Raw genomic sequence first — 17,450 nt, forward strand, 5'->3', positions numbered from 1 at the left:
CGTCGACTGCGGTACGTGTCCGTAACTTGACACTGGCGAATGTGACAGTTGTTAGAGGCTGCGTCAATAGACCTGCGCGGCGCCTGTGGACAACCGGCCCGATGTGGATAGTCCCTCGCCGGTTGTTCGACTTCAGGGGGACCCCTACGGGCCCGTACGACTGGAGTCTGACGCGGATCCAGCTCCGTGGGCTGACGACCCTTGTGGCGTGCGCCACTACCTTCGAGAACGTGACTGTGATCGTGACCGAAAGCCTGAGCAAGCGGTACCCCCGGGTGACCGCTCTTGACCGGCTCTCCGTGGACGTCGGGCCCGGTGTGACCGGACTCGTCGGAGCCAACGGGGCCGGCAAGTCCACATTGATCAAGATTCTGCTGGGTCTGTCCCCCGCCACCGAGGGCCGCGCACAGGTGCTCGGCCTGGACGTCGCCACCGAGGGCGGCGCCATCCGCGAGCGGGTCGGGTACATGCCCGAGCACGACTGCCTGCCCCCCGACGTCTCGGCCACCGAGTTCGTCGTCCACATGGCGCGCATGTCCGGGCTCCCGCCGGCCGCGGCCCGCGAGCGCACCGCGGACACCCTGCGCCACGTCGGCCTGTACGAGGAGCGCTACCGCCCCATCGGCGGCTACTCGACGGGCATGAAGCAGCGCGTCAAGCTCGCGCAGGCCCTCGTCCACGACCCCCAGCTGGTCTTCCTCGACGAGCCGACCAACGGCCTCGACCCGGTCGGCCGCGACGAGATGCTCGGCCTGATCCGCCGCATCCACACCGACTTCGGGATCTCGGTCCTGGTCACCTCGCACCTGCTGGGCGAGCTGGAGCGGACCTGTGACCACGTCGTCGTCGTCGACGGCGGCAAACTGCTGCGCTCCAGCTCCACCACGGACTTCACCCAGAGCACCACGACCCTCGCCATCGAGGTCACCGACACCGACGAGCACCCGGACGGTACCCGCGCGGTGCGTGACGCGCTCCACGCGCGGGGGATCGACACCCACGACGGCAGCGGCCTGCCGGGCGCCGGACACATCCTGCTGCTGACCGCCGAGAGCGAGGAGACGTACGACCTCGTCCGCGACGTCGTCGCCGACCTCGGCCTCGGCCTGGTCCGGATGGAACAGCGCCGTCACCACATCGCCGAGGTCTTCACGGACAGCGACGAGGACGGCGCCAAGGGAAGCGACGAGCAGCGGAAGGAGGCGGTCGGTCATGGCAATTGACCAGACCCGGACGACGGCACATGCCCAGGGCGGTGAGCAGACCCGCATCCACAACATCGGCTACCGCCACTACGACGGCCCGCGCCTCGGCCGCGCCTACGCCCGCCGCTCGCTGTACTCGCAGTCCCTGCGCGGCTCCTACGGCCTCGGCCGCTCGGTCAAGTCCAAGGTGCTGCCGATGCTGCTCTTCGTGGTGATGTGCGTCCCCGCACTCATCATGGTGGCGGTCGCGGTCGCCACCAAGGCGAAGGACCTGCCCGTCGACTACACGCGCTACGCGGTGATCATGCAGGCCGTCATCGGACTGTACGTCGCCTCCCAGGGACCGCAGTCCGTCTCGCGCGACCTGCGCTTCAAGACCGTACCGCTGTACTTCTCGCGCCCCATCGAGACCGTCGACTACGTACGCGCCAAGTACGCGGCGCTGGCCTCGGCGCTGTTCGTCCTGACGGCCGCGCCGCTGATCGTGCTCTACGTAGGGGCGCTTTTGGCGAAGCTCGACTTCGCCGACCAGACGAAGGGCTTCGGACAGGGACTGGTCTCCGTGGCGCTGCTGTCGCTGCTCTTCGCCGGGATCGGCCTGGTCATCTCGGCGATCACCCCCCGCCGCGGCTTCGGTATCGCGGCCGTCATCGCCGCCCTGACCATCTCCTACGGAGCCGTGTCGACCGTCCAGGCCATCGCCTTCGAGCAGTCCAGCTCCACGGCCGTCCCCTGGCTCGGGCTCTTCTCGCCCATCACGCTCATCGACGGAGTGCAGACGGCCTTCCTCGGCGCCACCTCCGCCTTCCCCGGAGGGGAGGGCCCCTCGTCCGGACAGGGCGTCGTCTACCTCATCGTCGTCCTGGGGCTCATCGCGGGCTGCTACGGCCTCCTGATGCGCCGCTACCGAAAGGTCGGGCTGTGACCACGCTCAACATCGACCACGTCTCACGCTGGTTCGGCAACGTGGTGGCGGTCAACGACATCACGATGACGATCGGCCCCGGTGTCACCGGCCTGCTCGGCCCGAACGGCGCCGGGAAGTCCACCCTCATCAACATGATGGGCGGCTTCCTCGCCCCCTCCACGGGCACCGTCACCCTCGACGGCCGGCAGGTCTGGCGCAACGAACAGATCTACCAGCACATCGGCATCGTCCCGGAGCGCGAGGCGATGTACGACTTCCTCACGGGACAGGAATTCGTCGTCGCCAACGCCGAGTTGCACGGCCTCGGCGCGAAGGCCGCCCAGCGGGCGCTCGCCACGGTCGAGATGGAGTACGCGCAGGACCGCAAGATCTCGACGTACTCCAAGGGCATGCGACAGCGCGTGAAGATGGCTTCCGCGCTCGTCCACGACCCGTCGCTGCTGCTGCTCGACGAGCCCTTCAACGGCATGGACCCGCGCCAGCGCATGCAGCTCATGGATCTGCTGCGCCGCATGGGCGACGAGGGCCGCACGGTGCTGTTCTCGTCCCACATCCTCGAAGAGGTCGAGCAACTCGCCTCGCACATCGAGGTGATCGTCGCCGGACGGCACGCGGCGAGCGGCGACTTCCGGCGCATCCGCCGTCTGATGACCGACCGCCCGCACCGCTACCTCGTCCGCTCCAGTGACGACCGGGCGCTGGCCGCCGCGCTGATCGCCGACCCGTCGACGTCCGGCATCGAAGTGGACCTCGCCGAGGGCGCGTTGCGCATCCAGGCGGTCGACTTCGGCCGGTTCACCGCGCTGCTGCCGCGTGTCGCGCGGGAGCACGGCATCCGGCTGCTCACGGTCTCGCCGTCCGACGAGTCCCTCGAGTCCGTCTTCTCGTATCTCGTCGCGGCGTAGGAGGCCCAAGATGTACGACCCCACAGTCGCCCGGCTCACCTATCGGGGCCTGCTCGGCCGCCGCCGGGCCCTCATCCTCTGTGCGCTGCCCGTCCTGCTCATCGTGATCTCCGTGGCCGTACGCGGCTTCTCCGGAGCCGACGACCAGGTGGCCTCGGACCTGCTCGGCGGGTTCGCGCTCGCCACCATGGTGCCGATCATCGGCGTCATCGCCGGCACGGGTGCGATCGGGCCCGAGATCGACGACGGCTCCGTGGTGTATCTGCTGGCCAAGCCCCTGAAGCGGCCCACGATCATCTTCACCAAGCTGATCGTCGCCGTCGCCGTGACCATGGCGTTCTCGGCGGTGCCCACCTTCATCGCGGGCATGATCCTGAACGGCAACGGCCAGCAGATCGCCGTCGCCTACACCGTGGCCGCGCTGGTCGCCTCGATCGCGTACGCGGCACTGTTCCTGCTGCTGGGGACGGTGACCCGGCACGCGGTGGTCTTCGGACTCGTCTACGCGCTTGTCTGGGAGGCCCTCTTCGGGTCGCTGGTGTCCGGCGCGCGCACGCTCAGCGTCCAGCAGTGGGCGCTCGCGGTGGGCCACAAGGTCACCGGTGGAGACCTCGTCACCTCGGACGTGGGCCTGCCGACCGCGACGGTGCTGCTGGTCGCGGTCACCGTGCTCGCCACCTGGTACGCCGGGCAGAGGCTGCGGTCGCTGACGCTGGCCGGCGAGGAGTGAGCGGGGGCTCCACCTCTGCGTGGAGCCCCCTTTTTTTCTTGACAGCGGCTTCTTGACAGCGACTTCATCTCTGTCCGGGCACACTGGGCCGAGGGGATGCACGGCCGACGTACGGCTAGGAGGAACGGGGATGGCGGTCGAGGAACCACAAAGTGACGATCGCGAGCGGTCCGGGGATGTCGAGGACGTCTGGGACGGCCTCGTACTGGACGAGAACTTCATACGGTCCGCGGAAACGGCCGAGCCGTCCGCCCGCGCCCGTATGCTCGCGGCCCGTTGGCGCGAGGGGGGACCCGATCCACAGCCCTGGCGCTCCGACGAACCGCCCGCGGGGTGGTTCTTCAGCAAGGCCCGTCGGCGCAGGTGGCGCCGCCGGTGAACCCCCGCGGGGGCGGCCTTTAATCAGTGGCGCCCAAGTCGGCGTGCGGGCACAGTGGTTCTGTCCACGCCGCCGCATCGAGCCGGCGCCACGTTCTGGGAGAGGAGTGCGACGATGTTCATCAGGAGCAGTTCGTCGAGCTCCCGACAGGGCAGCCCGCGGCGGGTTCCGGAGTAGTCACCTCTCCGTCGAACCCACCCCGCACGGGGGGCTGTCCGGGGCGGCCGCTTCGAGCGCGCATCTCGCGCGGGCCGCCCACCCGGAGGATTGGCCGAGTGGAAAGGCACCGGCTTGCTAAGCCGTGGTCGGGCCCGAAAAGCCCGCGCGCGTTCGATCCGCGCATCCTCCGCAAGACGTTCGAGCAGGAGCAGGAGCAGGAGCAGGAGCAGGAGCAGGAGCAGGAGCAGGAGCAGGGCGTGGGTTACGGTTGCGCGAGCAAATGCTCCAGTACCACCGCGATCCCGTCCTCCTCGTTCGAGGACGTCACCTCGTCCGCGACCGCCTTGAGCTCGTCGTGGGCGTTCGACATGGCCACCCCGCGCGCCGCCCAGGCGAACATCGGGATGTCGTTGGGCATGTCGCCGAAGGCGATGGTGTCCGCGGCCCTGACACCGAGGCGGCGGGCCGCGAGCGACAGCCCCGTGGCCTTGGAGAGGCCGAGGGGGAGAAGTTCCACTATGCCCGCGCCGGCCATCGTGACGCCGACGAGGCCGCCCGCGACCTCCGAGGCCACCGCGGCGAGTTCGTCGTCGGAGAGCGTCGGGTGCTGCACGTACACCTTGTTCAGAGGGGCCGACCAGAGGTCCGCCGCGTCCTTGATCGGGACGACCGGGAGCGGGCCGTCCTGCCTCCGGTAGCCGGGGCCGACCAGCACCTCGCCGTCCAGCCCGTCGCGGCTCGCGGCGAGCAGCAGCGGGCCGACCTCCGCCTCGATCTTGGCAAGCGCCAGACCGGCCAGCTGCCGGTCCAGCGTCACCGAGGTGAGCAGCCGGTGCTCCCCCGCGTCGTACACCTGCGCGCCCTGACCGCACACCGCGAGCCCCTCGTAGCCGAGGTCGTCGAGGATGTGCCGGGTCCAGGGCACCGCGCGCCCGGTGACGACGATGTGCGCGGCGCCCGCCGCGGTCACCGAGGCGAGTGCCGCACGGGTGCGCTCCGAGACCGTCTCGTCGGAACGCAGCAGCGTGCCGTCGAGATCGGTCGCGACGAGCTTGTAGGGGAACGGCCCGGTCGAAGCGGCTGCCCCGGCCGACCCAGTGGTGCCGTTCACTTGGAGATCGGCTCCAGGACCTCACGGCCGCCCAGGTACGGACGCAGTACCTCCGGCACCCGTACGGAACCGTCGGCCAACTGGTGGTTCTCCAGGATCGCCACGATCGTGCGGGGGACGGCGCACAGCGTGCCGTTCAGCGTCGCCAGCGGCTGGACCTTCTTGCCGTCGCGCATGCGCACGGACAGGCGGCGGGCCTGGAAGCCGTCGCAGTTCGAGGCCGAGGTCAGCTCGCGGTACTTGCCCTGGGTCGGGATCCACGCCTCGCAGTCGAACTTGCGGGACGCGGAGGCGCCGAGGTCGCCCGACGCCACGTCGATGACCTGGAACGGCAGTTCAAGGCCGGTCAGCCACTGCTTCTCCCACTCCAGGAGCCGCTGGTGCTCGTTCTCCGCGTCCTCGGGGTCGACGTACGAGAACATCTCGACCTTGTCGAACTGGTGGACGCGGAAGATGCCGCGGGTGTCCTTGCCGTAGGTGCCGGCCTCACGACGGAAGCACGGCGAGAAGCCGGCGTAGCGCATCGGCAGCTGGTCGGCGTCCAGGATCTCGTCCATGTGGTACGCGGCGAGGGGGACCTCGGAGGTGCCGACCAGGTAGAAGTCGTCCTTCTCCAGGTGGTACACGTTCTCCGCGGCCTGGCCCAGGAAGCCGGTGCCCTCCATGGCGCGGGGGCGGACCAGGGCCGGGGTCAGCATCGGGGTGAAGCCGGCCTCGGTGGCCTGTGCGATCGCCGCGTTGACGAGGGCGAGCTCCAGGAGGGCACCGACACCCGTCAGGTAGTAGAAACGCGAGCCGGACACCTTGGCGCCGCGCTCGACGTCGATCGCGCCGAGTGCCTCGCCGAGCTCCAGGTGGTCCTTGGGTTCGAAGCCCTCGGCGCCGAAGTCGCGGATCGTGCCGTGCGTCTCCAGGACGACGAAGTCCTCCTCGCCACCGACCGGGACGTCCGGGTGGATCAGGTTGCCGAGCTGGAGGAGGAGCCGCCTGGCCTCCTCGTCCGTCTCGTGCTGCTCGGCGTCGGCGGCCTTGACCGCGGCGGCGAGTTCACCGGCCTTCCTCAGCAGCTCGGCCTTCTCGTCGCCGGAGGCCCTGGGGATCAGCTTGCCGAGCGCCTTCTGCTCGGAACGGAGCTCGTCGAAGCGCATGCCGGACGACCTGCGCCGCTCGTCGGCAGAGAGGAGGGCGTCGACGAGTGCGACGTCCTCTCCACGGGCGCGCTGGGAGGCGCGAACACGGTCGGGGTCCTCACGGAGCAGGCGAAGGTCAATCACCCCTCAAGGCTACCGGTGCGCGCTTCCGGCCATCGACTCGATATTCCACTCCGTCACTTCTGCCGTGTTATGAGTGAAATGCCGGGCCGAATCTCTTGATCGACAATGAGTGTCGATGATCGCCGGTGAGGTGTCAATAAAAGGGACGGTACTCCCTGAAACGGGGCAGATGGCCGCTCGGCGGTTGACTGGATTCCCTTGTGGGGAACGGGACTTGAGAAGGGGTTGTCCACAGGCGTCCACACCCTCGCAGAGTTATCCACAGGGTGTGTGGAAGATCTGTGGACTTCGTGGCTGATCGTTCCGAAAGCCGCATGCGGGACGAAGGATTCGCGGGTCAAACCATCTGTACACCCACGTTCGAGTGGAAATGCTTCGCTCCAACGGATTGATCAAGGGAAAAGAGTGGACGAGGGGTGACATGCAGGGCTGTGGACGAACCAGGGCCCCGCAGGCCGATTTATCGACGATGCAACCCTTCGTTGTCGACTTGTCCCCAGGTCGAGAAGCGCGCCTGTGGATAACGTCTGTGGATGACGAAAATCTGGACGTAGGACCGGCGGGCTGGGCCGGGCCGGGCCGGTGTGGCTGGGCTGGGCCGGCGTGGGCCAGGGGCGCGGCCTGGGGCCGGCCTGGAACTGGGGCAGGGCGGCTTGGCCCGGGAGCCGGTTGGGGACTGGCCGGGAAACTCGGCCCCGGCGCCTGGCCTGGGACCGCCTTCGGCGCCCGGCCGGGGACCTGCTTCGGTGCCCGGCTTGTGGACCAGTCGGGGGATCCGGACTCGGGACTGGCCGGGGATCCGGGCCCGGACTGGCCGGGGGTCCAGGCCCGGACTGGCCGGGGGAACCGGGCTCGGGACTGGCCGGGGGAACCGGGCTCGGGACTGGCCGGGGAGCGGGTTAGAAGCGGCCGTCCTGGCAGCGTGCCAGCCAGTCCGACGCGGCGGAGAATTCGCTGTCCGACGTGCCGGCCCGGGGCGGGCGTACGTCCTTGGGATCGACTTCCGCACGGGGGTACGAGCCGAGGAACCGCACCTGCGGACAGACCCGCTTGAGCCCCATCAGCGCCTCACCCACACGGCGGTCCGCGATGTGGCCCTCCGCGTCAATCGCGAAGCAGTAGTTGCCGATGCCCTCACCGGTGGGCCGGGACTGCAGCAGCATCAGGTTGACGCCGCGGACCGCGAACTCCTGGAGCAGCTCCAGCAGGGCACCCGGGTGGTCGTCGCGCTGCCAGATGACCACGGACGTCTTGTCCGCACCCGTCGGCGCCGCGGGCCGGGCGGGCCGGCCCACCAGGACGAAGCGTGTCTGCGCGTTCTCCGCGTCGTGGATGCCGGTCTCCAGCGGCTCCAGACCGTACTTGGCCGCCGCGAACTCGCCCGCGAAGGCGGCGTCGTACCGGCCCTCCTGCACCAGCCGGGCGGCGTCCGCGTTCGAGGCGGCGGACTCCCAGAGAGCGTCCGGCAGATTGTTCTTCAGCCAGTTGCGCACCTGCGGCTGGGCGGCGGGATGGGCGCTCACCGTCTTGATGTCCGACAGCTTCGTGCCGGGCCTGACCAGCAGGGCGAAGGTGATCGACAGCAGCACCTCGCGGTAGATCATCAGCGGTGTGCCCGCGACCAGCTCGTCGAGGGTCGTGGTGATGCCGCCCTCCACCGAGTTCTCGATCGGGACGAAGGCGGCCTCGGCCTCGCCGTTGCGGACGGCGTCCAGCGCGGCGGGAACCGACACCATCGGGACGAGCTCCCGGGTGGCGGTCTCCGGAAGCGTGCGCAGGGCGACTTCGGTGAAGGTGCCTTCGGGACCGAGATACGCATAGCTGGCTGGCATGACCTCACCCTAGTGGGCCTCGCGCACCCAGGCCCCCGCCTGTGGAAACCGCCGCCTGCAGGGATGGCCCTCACCCCTCCAGCAGCGACTGCCCCACGTACTCCCCCCGCGCCGCCCCGCCCGGTACCGCGAACAGCCCGCTCGCCTCGTGGCGTATGAAAGTGGACAGTGCGTCGCCGCGGTCGAGCTTGCGCTGCACCGGGACGAACCCGCGCAGCGGATCCGCCTGCCAGCAGACGAAGAGCAGGCCCGCGTCGGGCACGCCGTCGGTGTCGAACCCGTCGTGGAAGGAGAACGGGCGGCGCAGCATCGCGGCCCCGCCGTTCTGGTCGGGCCGGGTGATCCGGGCGTGCGCGTTGAGGGGGACGACCAGGTTGCCGACGGCGTCGGTCTTGTCCAGGTTCATCGCGGTCGTCTCGGTACCGCCGCTCAGCGGCGCCCCGGTCGACTTCTTCCGCCCGACGACGTCCTCCTGGGCCTTGACCGAGAGCTTCTCCCAGTCGTCGAGAAGCATCCGGATCCGGCGTACGACGGCGTACGAGCCATTCGCCATCCACGCCGGGTCGCCGGAGGCGGGTACGAAGATGCGCTGGTCGAAGTCGGACTCGGACGGCTTCGGATTGCGGGTGCCGTCGAGCTGGCCCATCAGGTTCCGGGCCGTCATCGGCTGGGCGGTGGCGCCGGGAGAGCGGTTGAAGCCGTTCATCTGCCAGCGCACCCGGGCCGCGCCGCCCGCGTCCTTCTGGAGCGTGCGCAGGGCGTGGAAGGCGACCAGGGCGTCATCGGCGCCGATCTGCACCCACAGGTCGCCGTTGCTGCGCGTCTTGTCGAGGTGGTCGGAGGAGAAGTCGGGCAGCGGGTCGAGGGCGACCGGGCGCTGCTTCTCCAGGCTCGTACGCGCGAAGAAGCTGTGCCCGAAGCCGAACGTGACCGTCAGGGAGGACGGGCCGGCGTCCCGTGCCACGTCCGTGTCGTCGTGCGCGGCGGCCTCGCCCGCCATCAGCCGCTGGGCCGTCGTCGACCAGCGGCGCAGCAGTGCGGCGGCCTCCTTGCGGCCCGCGCCCGCGGCGAGGTCGAACGCGACGAGGTGACCGCGGGCCTGGAGCGGGGTGGTGATGCCGGGCTGATGTTTCCCGTGAAACATCACCGTGTCCGCGCCGAGCGAGGTCAGGGGCACGGTGTGGTCGGCGGAAGGCGCCGCCGCGTAGCCGGCGACACCTCCGGCCGCGCCCAGGGCGAGCCCGGTGGCTCCGGCGGTGCCGAGCAGTCGGCGACGGGAAAAGACCCCCTTGGGGGTGGCATTTCCGGAGACGGCCTCCCTTGGAGGGGCCTTTTCCCGAGTGGCTTCCGAAGCGGCTTCCGAAGCGACCTTGGGAGTGCCTTTGGAAGTGGCATCCGGGATGGCATCCGGGATGGCATCCGGGATGGCTTTCGAAGCGGCTTGGGAAGTGGCTTCCGGAGTGGACTGGTCAGCCATGGTGAGGTTCAGCCGATCTTCGCGTTCTTGGTCACGGTCGCCTGGTCGATGTCGGAGGTGCGCACGGTCACCGCGACCTTCCAGTCGCCGGCCATGGGGATCTGCACCCCGATCGCCGACCAGTGGCCGGTGGCGATGCGGTCGGGGGTCACGGGCAGCGGCCCGATCTTCTTCGCCTCCAGAGTGAAGGCGACCTTCACCTCGGGGACGTCGAAGGCCTTGCCGTTCGGCCGCACCACGAAGACGTGCATCTCGTTGCCGCCGGTGCGGGCCGGGTCGAGGGTGACCTCCACCGTTCCCTTGCCGTCCTGGCCGCCCGTGTCGAACGGCATCTTCAGGGAGAGCGGTCCGGACCGCTGGGAGGTGGAGGCGGTGGTCTGCTGGGCCGCCTCCTCCGTGCGCCCCGGTTCGGTGGATGTCAGCACGGTCGTCACGGCCAGCAGGACGACGGCGACGCCCGCCTCGGCGAGCACCGAGCGGCGCAGCCCGGTACGGACCGGATCGGCGTCGCGGATGCGCTTCTGGCGCGTGTCGGCCACGGCGGTCCGCTGCCGGGCCAGTTGGGCGGCACGCCGGGAGCCACCCGAGTCCGCGGAAACCGTCGTGGGCTCCTTCGCCCGCTGCTTGACCCCGGCTGTAGCGCTGCTCGTCGCCCCGCTCGTCGCTGCGGCTGTCGCCCCAGTCGTCGACGTGGCTGTCGCCCCGGCCGTGGCCAGGACCTTCGCCACCGGCGCCTCGGACAGCTGAGCCGTCCAGCGCCGTGAGACCCATGCGATGCCGACGAGGACCGCGACCAGGCCGATCTTGACGAGCAGCAGCTGTCCGTACGACGTGTCGGTGAGCGCCGACCAGGAGCCGACCTGGCGCCACGACTGGTAGATCCCGGTCGCGGCCAGCACGCTCACGCTGCCGAACGCGACACGCGAGAAACGCCGTACGGCCGTGGCCTCGATGGGCGCGTCGGCAGGCGCCCGGAACAGCGCCACGAGCAGCGTCGACAGGCCGCCCAGCCAGACGGCGACCGCCAGCAGGTGCAGTACGTCGACGGGCATCGCGAGGCCCGCCTGGATGCCGGTCGAGGCGTGCTCGGCCATCGCCCAGCTCGCGGCCAGCCCCGCCGCGACGACGGTGCCGCCGATCGCGAGCCCGAAGGTGAGGTCCTTCTTCTCGAGGTCCCGCTCAAGGCCTCTCTCAAGGTCCTTTTCGCGGTCCTCGTCGAGGTCCTTTCCGACGTCCTTTCCGACGCCATCAACGCCATCGACGCCATCAGCGGTGGCGGCGGTGGCAGCGGCGTCCGCGGACTCGTCGCCGGTGGTGTCCGCGGCTTCGTCCCGTCGCGCGTACGCCCCGAGGAGCACCGCGATGAACAGTGCCCCCGCGGCGAGCAGCAGCAGGCGCGAGACCAGCGCCGCGCCCGACTTGGTCTGCAGCACCTGTCCGAGCAGTGTCAGGTCGAAGATGTCGCCGATCTTGCCGGAGCCGACGTAGGAGCCGCGCAGAAGCAGCAGCGCGAGGGTGGCGCCCGTCAGCGCGAGCCATCCGGCGACGATGAGTCGCTGCACCGCACGGACTCCGGCGCCGCGCTGCCAGCAGGTCAGGACGAAGGCCGCGCCGCCGACGAGGAGGATGAATCCGGCGTACGAGATGTAGCGCCCGATCCCATAGAGCGTGCCGACGACTCCGCCGCCCACCGCCGGGTCGGACAGCGCCACGGAGGTCTGCGAGGGCGCGCCGATGGAGAAGGTGAAGGCGCCCGACACGGGGTGGCTGTCCGCCGACACCACCTGGTAGGTGACGGTGAACGTGCCGTCGGGCAGCCCCGAGTGCAGCTTCACGCCGTACGTGGTGCCGCCGAGGTCGGTCGTCTTGCCGGTGTCGACGCGCTTGCCCCTGGGGTCGAGGACGCGCACCGAGCCGTCGGACATCGAGACGCTCTCGGAGAAGGTGAGCGAGACCTGGGTGGGCGCCTGGCTGACCACCGCTCCCTGCTGGGGGTCGCTGCCGGTCAGCGCTGCGTGCGCGGAGACCGGCGCGGCGCCGGCGAGGACCGCGCCCGCCACCGCGAGGAACAGCAACACCAGCGTTCGTAGCCGGGAAACGCCCCGGTGCGTGTCCCGAAAAGCGACACCGGAAGTGGTGGCCCGCCCAGCCGTACGGTGGTCGGTCGCCTGGGGAGCGATGGTCTGCGTCACGGTGATCCCTCCCTCAGTGCCCGGTCTTCGGGTTGTACGTCGCGGACTTCACCGGCATGGAGATCTTCACGGAGCCGGTCTTGGCGAAGTGCAGCGTCACCGACACCTTCTCGCCCTCCACGGGCTTGTGGGTGAGCTTTTCGAACATGAGGTGGTTGCCGCCGCTGGCGAAGTCGAGCGTGCCGTCGGCGGGCACGGCGAAGGACTTCTCCTCCTCCATCGCGCCGCCCTTGGTGGAGTGCAGCGTGACGTCGTCGGAGAGGCCGCTGGTGACCGAGGTCAGGGTGTCGGCGCCGCCGGAGTTGGTGACGGTGAAGAAACTGGCCGCCATGGTGTCCATGACCGGGGCGGGCATGTAGGCGCCGGTGACCTTCAGGTCGGGCCGGCCCGAGGAGGAGTCGTCCGAGCCGCACCCCGCCAGTGCGGGGGCCAGTGCCAGTGCGGTGACTGTCAGCGCCGCGCGTCCCGCGAGTCGCCTCACGGGTTCTGCCCCTTGATGAGTTTGGGGAGGTCCTTGGTGTAGTCGTCGACGGTGGCGTCCTCGCCGTAGATCACATAGCCCCCGTCGGTCTTCGGCGAGAAGGCGATGACCTGGGTGCCGTGCACGGAGACGAGCTTGCCGTTCTTGTCCTTCGTCGTCGGCTCGATGGAGATGCCGAGGGTGCGGGCGCCGGCCTGGATGGTGGAGAAGTCGCCGGTCAGGCCGACGAAGGCGGGGTCGATCCCCTTGAGCCACTCGCCGAGTGCGGCCGGGGTGTCGCGCGCCGGGTCGGTGGTGACGAACACGACCTTGAGCTTGGCCTGCTCGGCCTTGGGCAGCTGCTTCTTGGCGACGGCGAGGTTGCTCATCGTCGTCGGGCAGACGTCCGGGCAGTGGGTGTAGCCGAAGTAGACCAGCGTCGGAGCGCCCTTGGTCTCGGCCCGGAAGTCGTACTTCTTGCCGTTCGTGTCGGTGAGGACGAGGTCGGGCTTCTCGAACGCCTTGTCGAGGACCGTCGCGGCCTTGCCCGATCCGCTCTCGGCGGACACGTCGGCGATCGGCTTGTTGCTGTCGTCGCCACTGCCGCAGGCGGAGAGGGTCAGTGCGGCGGCGGCGAACAGGGCGGCCGCGGCATACGTCTTCTTGCGCATAGAAAAATGTCCCAGATGTGAGGGCTCCGGTGTGCACCGGGGTCGTACGACGCCGTCGACGCGGGCGTATGACCTGTTCACGAGGGCATACGCCGGTTTCAGGACGCCGTACGACCACCGGTGCGCAACGGAGGAGTGCGGTGGGCCTCAGGCGGTGGTGCGCCGACGGCCGGCCAGAACGCCGTACGCCACCCCTGCCGCGCCGACGACGATGCCGACGACGCCGAGGACGCGGGCGGTGGTGTCGGAACTGTCGGCGGACGAGGCGGAGGCGGCGGCCGCGGCGGGGGCCGCCGTGGACTTCTCGGAGGCGTCCTCGGCGGTCGCGGACGCCCCGTGGTGGTCGTCGGCGGACGCGGCGGTGAGCGCGAGCACCGGAGCGGGGTTCTCCGGCTCCTCCTGGCCCTCCTGCTGCGGCTCGATCCAGCGCACGACGTCCTTGTTGTCGTATGTCTGGATCGCCTTGAAGACGAGTTCGTCGGCGTCCTCGGGGAGCGCGCCGACGGAGAGCGGGAACTTCTGGAAGAAGCCCGGCTCGATGCCCTTGCCGGTGGCCGTCCAGGTGACCTTGGTGACGGCTTCGGAGATCTTCTCGCCGTGCATCGTGAGCGGCTTGGCCAGCTTGCTCTTGGTGACCTTCACGGACCAGCCGTCGAGGGGCTGCGGCATGACGGAGGCGAGCGGGTGATCGGCCGGCAGGTTCACCTCGACCTTGTTCGTCGAGGCGTTGTCGCGCTCGTTGGGGACCTTGAAGTCGATGACGGCGTAGCCGCCCTTGGCGGCCTCGCCCTCCGGCTGGACGCTGACGTGCGCGAAGGCGGGGGCGGAGACGGCGAGAACGGCCGAGGCGGCGACGGCACCGGCGGCGGCGATACGGGAAGCCTTCATGGAAGAGAACACTCCACTTTCAGTCCGTTGGATTCCGTGGAATCCGTGAAATCCATGACAGAAGGGCGCATACGCAGGCCTTGTACGGCGCCCGGGGGCGTCGACGGCGTGCACGCGCGCGTGCCGTACGACGGCATCTCCCATCGGGCTCAGCGGCTGATGGAGTGGCGCGTCGTGTCAGGCGGCGAGGACGAGAGCGGTGGAGCGTGGCGGTCCGCGCCGGACGACGCTGTGCTGGAGTGCGGTGATACGGGGTTTGGGCGGCGCGAGCAGCGCGGTGCGCGGCGTGCGGGGTGCCATACCGGGCGTGCCCGGAAGGCCGGCCCGCAGGGCGCGTACGAGCGCGAGCGCCCCGCGCAGGGACCGTACGAGCGCCCCCTCCGTGACTCCGTGCGCGGACAGCCGCATGAGCCTCAGCAGCGCCAGGTCACCATGGCGCAGCACCCAACCGGCGGCGACGGCCGCGAGGACGTGGCCGAGCAGCATCGGCACGGACGGCAGCACCGACATCGAGGAACCCATGGCGGTCGACATCGCGTCCGCGGGGTGGTGCATGGGCATGGACCCCCTCATGCCCGTGTCGAGCCGCGCGTCGGCGATGATCTTCATGGCCTGCGCGGGGCTGATCGCCGCGGCGGTGGTACCGCACACGAGGCGCGCGGCACGCTCCACGAGCGAGGTGTCGGTCATCGGCATGGAGCCGGAGGCCGTCGTCGCACCGGCCACGCCGAGCCCGAAGAGCGTGTGGAGGGCGGTCTGGCCGACGGCGAGCAGCGCTGCGATGCCCGGCAGTGAGCGCTCGTGTCCCGCCAGTGCGGCGGCGACGGCGAAGACCACGAGGAATCCGGCGCCCAGCGTCCACAGCGGAACCGTGGCGCAGGAAGCGATCCCATGACCGGCCGCGGCCAGCACGACGCAGACCGCGGCGAACACCGCGGCCCGCAGAATCCGGAGCTCGGGTCCGGAGCGCGCCCTGCGTTGGTGGGGGGCAGTCATGGCCGCCTCATCATCGCACTCGGCCCATCCGCTCCCCACGCCAGGTCCACAAGGTGACGTTCCGTGAGGTAAGTGCGGTAGATCACCATCCGGCGGTAGCTCACCATCTGGGCGAATCCACCTGCACATACACCGAGCTCTGTCGCGCGCGCATCCGCCGTATGGGCGGCATCACGTCATGTGGGGCGATTGCACACGGGCGCCTGCGGCAATACGTAACGGTATGTCGAGCCGCGGCCAGGAGGCTGGAGCATGAGCATCTGGTGGTCACTCCATTTGCGGCGCGAAGCTGCGAGCGTTCCGCTCGCCAGACGCCTGCTGCTCGGCACGATGGAGACGGCGGGCGTCGACCCGGACGTCTCGTACGACCTCTCCGTCGCCCTCAGCGAGGCGTGCGCCAACGCCGTCGAGCACGGCGGTCACGCGGCGCCCGGTGCCTCCTCCGAGGCCTACCGGGTGACCGCCTACCTCGACGGTGAGAAGTGCCGCATCGAAGTCGCCGACTCCGGCCCGGGTTTCACCTCGGTCCGTACCCGTCCTCCGCTGTGCGACGACGCCGAACACGGCCGCGGGCTGTATCTGATCCAGGAGCTCGCCGACCACGTCCAGATCGGCAACGAGCCGGGGCGGGGCGGGGCGGTGGTCAGCTTCGACAAGATCCTGAAGTGGAAGAAGGACGCTCCTTTGCTGGCGGTGTAGTGCCTGAGGGGGAGTCAGGGAGCCGGGAGTCGGGGAGCCGGGAGTCGAGGAGTCAGGGGTGCGTGGGCTCAGCGGCGGACCGTGACGTCCGTTCGGCCGAGCGGGAGTTCGGCCCTGACCTCGAAGCCTCCCCCGAGGCGGGGGCCCGCCAGGAGGCTGCCGCCCACGGACTGGGCGCGTTCGCGCATACCGATGAGACCGAAGCCGCCGCTCCGGACCGGCAGGCTGCTCGAACTGCTCGAACTGCTCGAACTGCTTGAGCCGGTTGGGGTGGTTGGGGTGGTTGGTGTGGTGGCGGTGGCCGGGGTGATCGGTGTGGTGGGGATGGCGCCGCCGTCGTCGGAGACGGTGAGGGTCAGCAGGTCGTGGGAGTAGGCGAGCCGGATGCGAGCCGTCCCGGTGACGGCGTGTTTGGTGACGTTGGTGAGGGCTTCCTGCACGATCCGGAACGCGGTGAGATCCGCGGTCGGGGAGAGCTGCCGGGGTTCCCCCTGGGTACTGACGGTGGCCGTGAGACCCGCGGCCCGGAAGGAAGCGGTCAGTTCGGCCAGCCGGGCGAGTCCGGGCGCGGTCGGCGGGGACGCGCCCTCGATGTCCTCCTGTCGCAGCAGGCCGACGGTGGCCTTGAGTTCGCGCAGCGCGGCGGAGGTGGTGGTGGCGAGGCCGGCGAGGATCTGGTGGACCTGGTCGGGCTGGCCGCGCAGGAGGTGGGCGAGGGTGCCGGCCTGGGCGTTGGCCAGGGCGAGGTGCTGGGCGGTGACGTCGTGCAGTTCGCGGGCGATACGCAGGCGCTCCTCGGCGACCCGGCGCCGCGCTTCCTCGTCGCGGGTGCGCTCGGCGTGCTCGGCGCGGGTCCGCACGGCGTCGAAGTAGGCGCGCCGGAGCCGTACCGCGCTGCCCAGGGCGGTCGGCAGCAGGACCCAGGCGACCGGGCCGACCGTCTTGAGGTCCAACGAGCGGTCGGCGGGCCCGGTGATGAGCTCCGTGATCACCAGGAGTGCGGCGACACCGAAGGCGTAGCTCCTGCGGCGGGCGTTGTGGTCGGTACGCAGCGCGAACGAGTAGAGCGCCGCCATGAGGGGGGCCAGCGACAGGACGGTGAGCAGGTAGCCCAGCGCGGCCGTGGTCGCCGCCATGAGGGGGGCCAGCGACAGGACGGTGAGCAGGTAGCCCAGCGCGGCCGTGGTCACCGCGGCGACGGTGGCCACGGCCACGGCGGTGCGCGGGTGGTCGCGGCGGAACAGCAGGGCGGTGCAGGAGACGCAGGACAGCAGCGCGGGGGTCCACCAAGGGGCCGCCGGGTCGGCGGAGCCGGTGGCGACGTACAGGGTGCCGGGGAAGGAGACGGCGAACAGCAGCAGGGCCGATGTCGTGTCCTGGGCGCGGGGATTGTTCCGTACGTGTCGCTGCCAGTTGGTGATCATCACCGGTTCCTGTCGGGTGCCGTCTTCGGTCCTGTGAGGGCATACGGGGGTGTACGGGGCGTACGGACTTGAGGGGCTGAGGGACGCGGGCCGTACGGGGGCTTGGGCGCGGGCCGGTGA

General features: G+C 70.1%; 16 protein-coding genes and 1 tRNA gene. 7 read left to right on the forward strand and 10 right to left on the reverse strand.

Annotated features, from left to right (window positions below):
* Positions 1-236 precede the first annotated feature (236 nt).
* The 6 genes from RV986_RS26770 to RV986_RS26795 all read left to right on the forward strand — a co-directional run bounded on the left by RV986_RS26770 (position 237) and on the right by RV986_RS26795 (position 4,496).
* Positions 237-1,223, forward strand: a complete 987-nt coding sequence (locus RV986_RS26770) for an ABC transporter ATP-binding protein (protein WP_475924440.1) — start codon at positions 237-239, stop codon at positions 1,221-1,223.
* Positions 1,213-2,130 carry an ABC transporter permease subunit gene (locus RV986_RS26775; protein WP_475919836.1) on the forward strand — a complete coding sequence of 306 codons (918 nt, stop codon included), beginning with the start codon at positions 1,213-1,215 and terminating at the stop codon, positions 2,128-2,130. The genes RV986_RS26770 and RV986_RS26775 overlap by 11 nt, the downstream gene beginning before the upstream one ends.
* Complete coding sequence (locus RV986_RS26780) at positions 2,127-3,038, forward strand: ABC transporter ATP-binding protein (protein ID WP_475919837.1); 912 nt, start codon at positions 2,127-2,129, stop codon at positions 3,036-3,038. The genes RV986_RS26775 and RV986_RS26780 overlap by 4 nt, the downstream gene beginning before the upstream one ends.
* A gap of 10 nt (positions 3,039-3,048) precedes the next feature.
* Positions 3,049-3,768: an ABC transporter permease gene (locus RV986_RS26785; protein ID WP_475919838.1), complete on the forward strand. Its 720-nt coding sequence runs from the start codon at positions 3,049-3,051 to the stop codon at positions 3,766-3,768.
* A gap of 130 nt (positions 3,769-3,898) precedes the next feature.
* Positions 3,899-4,147 (forward strand): SGM_3592 family protein, encoded by a 249-nt coding sequence (locus RV986_RS26790; RefSeq protein WP_475919839.1) that lies wholly within the window; start codon positions 3,899-3,901, stop codon positions 4,145-4,147.
* Between the two features lie 261 nt (positions 4,148-4,408).
* Positions 4,409-4,496: transfer RNA gene (locus RV986_RS26795), tRNA-Ser, on the forward strand.
* A 72-nt stretch (positions 4,497-4,568) separates the two neighbouring features.
* On the opposite strand, the gene RV986_RS26800 is transcribed toward RV986_RS26795, so the two are convergent.
* From RV986_RS26800 to RV986_RS26840, 9 genes are all read right to left on the reverse strand, one after another.
* Positions 4,569-5,417, reverse strand: coding sequence for an HAD family hydrolase (locus tag RV986_RS26800; protein ID WP_475919840.1), 849 nt, complete (start codon positions 5,415-5,417; stop codon positions 4,569-4,571).
* The gene (serS, locus tag RV986_RS26805) at positions 5,414-6,691 is read right to left on the reverse strand and encodes a serine--tRNA ligase (RefSeq protein ID WP_475919841.1); all 1,278 of its coding nucleotides are present in this window, start codon (positions 6,689-6,691) and stop codon (positions 5,414-5,416) included. Before serS ends, RV986_RS26800 begins: the two co-directional genes overlap by 4 nt.
* 899 nt (positions 6,692-7,590) lie before the next feature.
* Entirely contained in the window at positions 7,591-8,523 is a 933-nt protein-coding gene (gene pheA, locus RV986_RS26810) for a prephenate dehydratase (protein WP_475919842.1), read from the reverse strand.
* A 70-nt stretch (positions 8,524-8,593) separates the two neighbouring features.
* A complete protein-coding gene (gene efeB, locus RV986_RS26815) occupies positions 8,594-10,000 on the reverse strand; it encodes an iron uptake transporter deferrochelatase/peroxidase subunit (protein WP_475919843.1) in 1,407 nt (468 codons plus the stop codon).
* Positions 10,001-10,008: 8 nt separating this feature from the next.
* On the reverse strand, positions 10,009-12,081 hold the full coding sequence (locus RV986_RS26820) for a copper resistance CopC/CopD family protein (protein ID WP_475924441.1): 2,073 nt from the start codon (positions 12,079-12,081) through the stop codon (positions 10,009-10,011).
* A gap of 124 nt (positions 12,082-12,205) precedes the next feature.
* Positions 12,206-12,673, reverse strand: a complete 468-nt coding sequence (locus RV986_RS26825; RefSeq protein ID WP_475919844.1) for a copper chaperone PCu(A)C — start codon at positions 12,671-12,673, stop codon at positions 12,206-12,208.
* Positions 12,670-13,323 (reverse strand): SCO family protein, encoded by a 654-nt coding sequence (locus RV986_RS26830; protein WP_475919845.1) that lies wholly within the window; start codon positions 13,321-13,323, stop codon positions 12,670-12,672. Before RV986_RS26830 ends, RV986_RS26825 begins: the two co-directional genes overlap by 4 nt.
* Positions 13,324-13,470: 147 nt before the next feature.
* On the reverse strand, positions 13,471-14,211 hold the full coding sequence (locus tag RV986_RS26835) for a YcnI family copper-binding membrane protein (RefSeq protein ID WP_475919846.1): 741 nt from the start codon (positions 14,209-14,211) through the stop codon (positions 13,471-13,473).
* A gap of 177 nt (positions 14,212-14,388) precedes the next feature.
* On the reverse strand, positions 14,389-15,207 hold the full coding sequence (locus tag RV986_RS26840; RefSeq protein ID WP_475919847.1) for a hypothetical protein: 819 nt from the start codon (positions 15,205-15,207) through the stop codon (positions 14,389-14,391).
* A 252-nt stretch (positions 15,208-15,459) separates the two neighbouring features.
* On the opposite strand from RV986_RS26840, the gene RV986_RS26845 reads away from it, so the two are divergent.
* Positions 15,460-15,906, forward strand: coding sequence for an ATP-binding protein (locus RV986_RS26845; protein ID WP_475919848.1), 447 nt, complete (start codon positions 15,460-15,462; stop codon positions 15,904-15,906).
* Positions 15,907-15,974: 68 nt separating this feature from the next.
* Here RV986_RS26845 and RV986_RS26850 read toward each other — a convergent pair whose 3' ends face one another.
* Positions 15,975-17,330, reverse strand: coding sequence for a sensor histidine kinase (locus RV986_RS26850; protein ID WP_475919849.1), 1,356 nt, complete (start codon positions 17,328-17,330; stop codon positions 15,975-15,977).
* Between the last annotated feature and the right edge of the window lie 120 nt (positions 17,331-17,450).

It is taken from the genome of Streptomyces sp. RLA012, from assembly GCF_056270325.1.

Excerpts from the sequence above, each read along its gene's own strand:
- RV986_RS26775 (WP_475919836.1), top strand. The coding sequence starts at position 1,213 with ATGGCAATTGACCAGACCCGGACGACGGCACATGCCCAGGGCGGTGAG.
- RV986_RS26785 (WP_475919838.1), top strand. The coding sequence starts at position 3,049 with ATGTACGACCCCACAGTCGCCCGGCTCACCTATCGGGGCCTGCTCGGC.
- RV986_RS26790 (WP_475919839.1), top strand. The coding sequence starts at position 3,899 with ATGGCGGTCGAGGAACCACAAAGTGACGATCGCGAGCGGTCCGGGGAT.
- pheA (WP_475919842.1), bottom strand. The coding sequence starts at position 8,523 with ATGCCAGCCAGCTATGCGTATCTCGGTCCCGAAGGCACCTTCACCGAA.
- efeB (WP_475919843.1), bottom strand. The coding sequence starts at position 10,000 with ATGGCTGACCAGTCCACTCCGGAAGCCACTTCCCAAGCCGCTTCGAAA.
- RV986_RS26830 (WP_475919845.1), bottom strand. The coding sequence starts at position 13,323 with ATGCGCAAGAAGACGTATGCCGCGGCCGCCCTGTTCGCCGCCGCCGCA.
- RV986_RS26835 (WP_475919846.1), bottom strand. The coding sequence starts at position 14,211 with ATGAAGGCTTCCCGTATCGCCGCCGCCGGTGCCGTCGCCGCCTCGGCC.
- RV986_RS26840 (WP_475919847.1), bottom strand. The coding sequence starts at position 15,207 with ATGACTGCCCCCCACCAACGCAGGGCGCGCTCCGGACCCGAGCTCCGG.
- RV986_RS26845 (WP_475919848.1), top strand. The coding sequence starts at position 15,460 with ATGAGCATCTGGTGGTCACTCCATTTGCGGCGCGAAGCTGCGAGCGTT.
- RV986_RS26850 (WP_475919849.1), bottom strand. The coding sequence starts at position 17,330 with ATGATCACCAACTGGCAGCGACACGTACGGAACAATCCCCGCGCCCAG.